We start from the raw sequence: 3,527 nt of genomic DNA on the forward strand, positions 1-3,527 counted from the left end.
ATCACCCCACCCCGCCGTTTCACCTCTTTTGCCAGGGTGAGGAGGGTGCGGATGCCGGCGCTTGAGAGGTACTCAACAGACGACATATCAACAGCAGCAGCTCTGTCATCATCGTGGAATGATGACTTTATCGCATCGCCAAGGATACCGGAGCCATGTCCGTCAAGCCTTCCATCCAGTACAAAGACCAGAACACCATCACGTCGTGAGACTGCAACATCCATCGTTATCATGCTAGCTTAGAGAGGAAGGGATAAATAATTCCCCTTCACTTTCACACCCCATGGTCTGGTCATCAATACCCCGGGTATCCAGATAAGAGGGTATGGAGATCCGACTGACACCCTATATCACCCTCAGGACCGGAATGTTTGCTGCGGTTATCGCTGCAGAGGAGGAGATTATCGGCCTTTTTGCACGGCAGCCCGAGCTGAAGCGGTACCTGTTTCTGTATATCTCAGGGAACGGGTCACGCCTCCTCACCCGTGTCGGAGACCGGAGAGTCACATTCGATGTCCGGCGTGCGTTCACTGCCCACCAGCTCCTCACCATCCTCAGAGATGCGAGCCACACAATCATCTTCATCGAGCATGACCCGACACTCTTTGAGTCGGCCGGTGGGGGAGTGCTGATGGCGGTGGGAAAGACTATTGCGGAGATATCGGCAGGGTCACTTGTGATCCTGTATACGCCGGTTCCCGATCGCTCCTTTGGTGTGCTTGCCGGATATGCCAATCAGATCATCACCCTTGCTGCAGAAGAGGTTCCGGTGAAGAGGAGAACGGTACAGAAGCGATCTCTTTGTCAGGCAACACTGGAGGCGTTCTGATATGGGGCGGAGCATCGGGAGTGTCCGGCAGGGGGTCAATGAGATCGCCCGCAGGTGGGAGCGGGCGGGCCGGGCACTGAGGAAGGAGGACCAACCCTATGCCGCCCGCCTTGCTGCGATGGCACGGGCACATACGGGCGAGGGGTTCTATGCCTTCGACGATCCGCTGGAGGCGGCGATCTTCTCGGTCTTCATTGAGCTTCTGAAGGAGCGCGATGTGGATCCTTGATGCCTCGTTCGAGGGGGGATGCCTCCGGTTCTGGGGCCGGGGCGGGGAGTCACGGCGGGTCAGTTATACTCCTTCCTTCTTATTTACCCTCGATGATCCCCACCTCCACCGCGATATGCTTGATGCACTCGAAGAGCGGTATGGTCTCTCTTCCTGTCTGGTCAGGACTGTCTTCTCTGAGGAGGAGGGGTATTCGATTGCTGCGTCACGAAAGGTGGCCGAACTGATCGAAGAGCAGAGCGGATATAGTGCGAAGATCTATAACCTCGATCTCCGGCCCGAACAACGGTACCTTGCCGAATATGGGATCACCGCATGTGCAGTACCGGGGGATGACCGGTTTGCCACCTCCTTTGACCGGACACTTGTGGTGATGGAGGTCGGTGTCTCCGATCCCCCATACCGGAGCCGGAGAATAAGCGGGATTGTTCTTGATGGGAAGCACGTGAGCGGATCTGAAGAGGAGATGGTGACCGCACTTGCCGGTTGCGTTGATGATCGAATCCCGATCTGATCCTCTTTCCCCATGCCGACTACTGGATGCCGGTCATCACCTCTCTTGCAGAGAAGTACGGAGTTCTGCTTCGGATCAGCAGGACCGGCAGGTACAGCCGCCTCTCGGCACGGTCATACCGGAGTTACGGGAGGATGGTCCACCGGGAGGGGGCACTGGTTCCGGAGGGGCGGTGCCTCATCGACTGCGACCGGAGCTTCACGTACCGTGAGTGCGGGGTTGTGGGGGTGATACTTGCATCACGGTTAACCGGCCTCTCCCCAAACCTCACTGCACGGTTCACACCGGGTACCATCATCTCAGGCTACGAGAACTATGAGGCGGTCCGGCGGGGGATTGCGGTGCCGTTTCGGAAGTGGGATGCAGAAGAGGGTCGGCCCGTCTCTGCACTCAGGGAGGCGGATAAAGGCGGGATGATCTTTCAGCCGATCCCTGGGGTGTATGATGATGTTGTGCAGGTCGATTTCACCTCGATGTACCCTTCGATCATCGTCGGCCAGAACCTCTCACCAGAGACGGTGAGAGGGAGGGAAAGGGAAGGTTTCCTTGCATCGGTGCTTGCTCCGGTGCTTGAACTCCGTATCAGGACGAAATCACTGAAGAAGGAGGATAGACGGTATGCCGGGATGGACAGCCTTCTGAAATGGATGCTGGTCACGAGTTTCGGTTATACCGGGTACCGGAACGCGAAGTTCGGATGCATCGGGGTGCATGAGGCGATCACCCGGCATGCCCGTGAGATCCTGATCCGCTCAAAAGAGATCGCAGAGGATGCGGGATGCCGTGTCCTCCATGGGATCGTCGATTCACTCTGGGTGACAGGTGGCGATATCGAACGGTTTGTTCGGGAGACGGAGAGAGAGGCAGGTATTCCAACCGAGTCCGAGTGGTACCGGTGGATCGCGTTCCTCCCGATGGCAGACGGGACCGGTGCATACAACCGGTACTTCGGGCGGCTTCTGGACGGCGGCATGAAAGTACGGGGGATGGCCGCCCGGAGGAGAGATACACCCCCGTATGTACGATCGTTTCAGGAGGGGATCTTCACAGTCTTTGAGAGGGCGGCATCTGCGGGTGATCTTTTAGGATTTGCCAGCGAGGTGCGGGAGATGCTTCAGGTGGCAATTGATGATCTGCCAACTGCTGCAATGGAGGATCTCGTCATCACCCGGCGGGTGGGCAGGACCGATTACCGGCACCGCTGCATTGAAGGATCAGCGATTCGTGCCTATGGAATGGCGGGTGTCGCTGTTGAAGCAGGAATGGAGATCGGGTATGTGGTGCGGGATGGAAGAGAGCTCATCGCAGATCCGCCCTGGGAGGCGAAGAGAGCTGACCTTGCGTACTATCGGGTGCTGCTTGAACGGGCATACGAAGAGGTGACCCCGGTATTCTCTCAGAAGAGGTCAATGGTCGACGAAGAGGGATGGTTATGAGAAATAATATATCCTCTGCACCTCCGTCTTTCCGGTGAATACCTATTGTGGAGCGCCATAGAGTATCAATACCAATGGCTGATTCGATCACTCCGAAGAGATCATGCATCTTGAGGGGCAGAATAGGTATTCTGAGCGAAGAATTATTCTGGGGATGGATTTATGAGGGGATATTGAGAATAGTATCTGCTGGGTTTTAAGAGCAGTTACGTACCATTAGTTGGAGGGAAATACGTGGAAGATAAAATATTTTTGGATCATATAAAAATACCCTATCGTTTAATATTTCGTGTGCATGCCCTTCGCCAGATGTTCAGTCGCAGGATCTCCGATTCAGAAGTGCGTGAAGTAATAGCGTGTGGAAGAATAATTGAAGAATATCCTGATGACAGACCATATCCAAGCTATCTTATTTTCGGAGAGGTCAATGGTCGACCACTCCATGTAGTCGGAGCATACAATATACATGAGGGAGAGATCATTATCATCACTGTATATGAACCGAATCCTGATCAATGG

At 55.1% G+C, this 3,527-nt stretch carries 6 protein-coding genes; 5 read left to right on the plus strand and 1 reads right to left on the minus strand.

All coding sequences use genetic code 11. The features are described from left to right. The coding region (locus Q7V06_RS05600; protein ID WP_304839278.1) for an STAS domain-containing protein at positions 1–233 on the minus strand (233 nt) is incomplete at its 3' end. A 92-nt stretch (positions 234–325) separates the two neighbouring features. Here Q7V06_RS05600 and Q7V06_RS05605 point away from each other — a divergent pair. The 5 genes from Q7V06_RS05605 to Q7V06_RS05625 all read left to right on the plus strand — a co-directional run. After that, positions 326–829, plus strand: coding sequence for a hypothetical protein (locus Q7V06_RS05605; RefSeq protein ID WP_304839280.1), 504 nt, complete (start codon positions 326–328; stop codon positions 827–829). Position 830: 1 nt separating this feature from the next. Continuing rightward, positions 831–1,058: a hypothetical protein gene (locus tag Q7V06_RS05610; RefSeq protein ID WP_304839283.1), complete on the plus strand. Its 228-nt coding sequence runs from the start codon at positions 831–833 to the stop codon at positions 1,056–1,058. Then, entirely contained in the window at positions 1,045–1,572 is a 528-nt protein-coding gene (locus Q7V06_RS05615) for a hypothetical protein (protein ID WP_304839285.1), read from the plus strand. Before Q7V06_RS05610 ends, Q7V06_RS05615 begins: the two co-directional genes overlap by 14 nt. A 26-nt stretch (positions 1,573–1,598) precedes the next feature. Further along, the gene (locus tag Q7V06_RS05620) at positions 1,599–3,008 is read left to right on the plus strand and encodes a type B DNA-directed DNA polymerase (RefSeq protein ID WP_304839288.1); all 1,410 of its coding nucleotides are present in this window, start codon (positions 1,599–1,601) and stop codon (positions 3,006–3,008) included. Between the two features lie 234 nt (positions 3,009–3,242). Beyond that, positions 3,243–3,527: DUF4258 domain-containing protein (locus Q7V06_RS05625; RefSeq protein WP_304839291.1), on the plus strand; the 285-nt coding region annotated here is incomplete at its 3' end.

It is taken from the genome of Methanocalculus sp. (assembly GCF_030651615.1).
GTDB lineage: Archaea > Halobacteriota > Methanomicrobia > Methanomicrobiales > Methanocorpusculaceae > Methanocalculus.

Excerpts from the sequence above, each read along its gene's own strand:
- Q7V06_RS05605 (WP_304839280.1), top strand. The coding sequence starts at position 326 with ATGGAGATCCGACTGACACCCTATATCACCCTCAGGACCGGAATGTTT.
- Q7V06_RS05610 (WP_304839283.1), top strand. The coding sequence starts at position 831 with ATGGGGCGGAGCATCGGGAGTGTCCGGCAGGGGGTCAATGAGATCGCC.
- Q7V06_RS05615 (WP_304839285.1), top strand. The coding sequence starts at position 1,045 with ATGTGGATCCTTGATGCCTCGTTCGAGGGGGGATGCCTCCGGTTCTGG.
- Q7V06_RS05620 (WP_304839288.1), top strand. The coding sequence starts at position 1,599 with ATGCCGGTCATCACCTCTCTTGCAGAGAAGTACGGAGTTCTGCTTCGG.